The organism is Paraburkholderia humisilvae (genome assembly GCF_902859855.1).
GTDB classification, from domain to species: Bacteria; Pseudomonadota; Gammaproteobacteria; order Burkholderiales; family Burkholderiaceae; genus Paraburkholderia; species Paraburkholderia humisilvae.
Genome location: NZ_CADIKH010000307.1, coordinates 1 through 1663 on the forward strand (window position 1 = coordinate 1; position 1663 = coordinate 1663).

The following is a 1663-nucleotide window of genomic DNA, read 5'->3' on the forward strand; positions in this document are numbered from 1 at the left end:
CTAACAGTCTTTGACAAAAGAGCGCGTTACACAGGATAAGCTGTTTTCAGCAGTACCCTCAAAGTCCAACCCAAATAGGTAAAATCATGTCATTGACTGTTCAAAATCAATCCCACCCGCAGAATGTTTCTGGCAACACGGCATTCGATAGCCTGCACACTGATGCCAAAACGAAAGCGCATGCGAATTCCCACGGCGAGAAGGCGCTGCGTATAATTCGGGTGACTTGTCCGATGCAGTGCTGAAGAGCATGAATCCCTGCGGCAACGTGGTGTGCACCTGTTCGTCGAAGGCGGGCAGCGCGACTGCACAAGCGGCGGGGGCAGTGGCGGATCAGCAGACGGGCAACAGCTCCACGGCGCTCCAGGGGTAAATCATGGACGTAGTGCGCACAACTGACTCCGGGCGGGCTGCGGCGCATACGATGCTGGCTGGGCCGGCTGCGCGGGAGGTGTCCGCGCGCCACCCACGGCGCGTGTTCTTCGGCCTGTGCGCGCTGCTGTGTGTTGTGAGCGCCGTTCTGACAGTCGTCGTATGCATGCCCATGTCGGCGGGCAGCGGAATGCCGATGCCCGGCGGCTGGTCCATGTCAATGGCCTGGTCGAGGATGAGCGGACAGAGCTGGCCGCATGTGGCCGCATCATTCACCGGCATGTGGGCGTTGATGATGGTGGCGATGATGATGCCGTCGATCACGCCGATACTATGGCGCTGCCACGAGAGCCTTAGCCGGCCGGGCAGCGCGCGAGCGGGGCTGTTGACCGTGTGTGTCGGAGTCGGCTACTTCCTGGCCTGGACGTTGCTGGGCGTGGCGGTGTTTCCGGCCGGTGCGGCACTCGCCGCGCTGGAGATGCACTGGCCAGCGCTCTCGCGCGTCGTGCCGGGCGCGGCTGGCGCCGTCATACTGGCAGCCGGAATTGTGCAGTTCAGCGCATGGAAGGCGCGTCACCTTGCGTATTGCTGCGGCAGGTCAACCCCGAAAACAGGTGGCACGTCGTGTGTCGCATCGGCTGGCGCATGGGTGCCCGCGAGCGTTGCCGCAGCGACGCGATATGGTATGCGCCAAGGGCTGCATTGCGTGTATAGCTGCGCCGGCGCCACTGCGGTGCTGCTAGCCGCGGGCGTCATGGATGTGCATGTGATGGTGGCCGTCACGGCAGCCATCACCGCCGAACGTCTCGCGCCAGACGGCGAGCAGGTTGCCCGCGCCGTCGGTGTGATGGCCATCGGTATCGGTTTGCTGATGCTTGCGCGCGCTGCCATCACCGTTGTCATAGGGCCAACATGATTCGCGACCGGACGGTCAGTTGAAACCCGCCCACTTATGGTCGCGCAAACTACGTGTGAAGATCGCCGAACTGTTGATGGGGAGGTCGGCGCCTGACCGGCTTCGCCCGTCATTTCACACACCTGAAAAGCGGCGAGACGGCAAAGGACCAGGCACTGATGCCTGGCACCATCCTCGCGGACGCAATTTGCCTCGACCTCATGCCAGTACCCGAGACTGCCTGGCAACAGGGGGCCGTCCATAGTGTGCTACGAATGCGAGCGCAGCGGTTGCGTGAGCGATGCTTTATTGAAGATGAGGGCGGGCCCCTGGAGTAGGCTTGCAGGAGTGTTAGCGCCGGTGTAAAAGCGGCACTAAACGACGGCGCAAGGTTGA

1 protein-coding gene is annotated in these 1663 nt (G+C 62.3%); it reads left to right on the forward strand.

What is annotated here, in order from left to right; all coding sequences use genetic code 11:
- Positions 1–376 precede the first annotated feature (376 nt).
- Positions 377–1288, forward strand: a complete 912-nt coding sequence (locus HV796_RS42130; RefSeq protein WP_175233527.1) for a DUF2182 domain-containing protein — start codon at positions 377–379, stop codon at positions 1286–1288.
- The last annotated feature ends 375 nt before the right edge of the window (positions 1289–1663 follow it).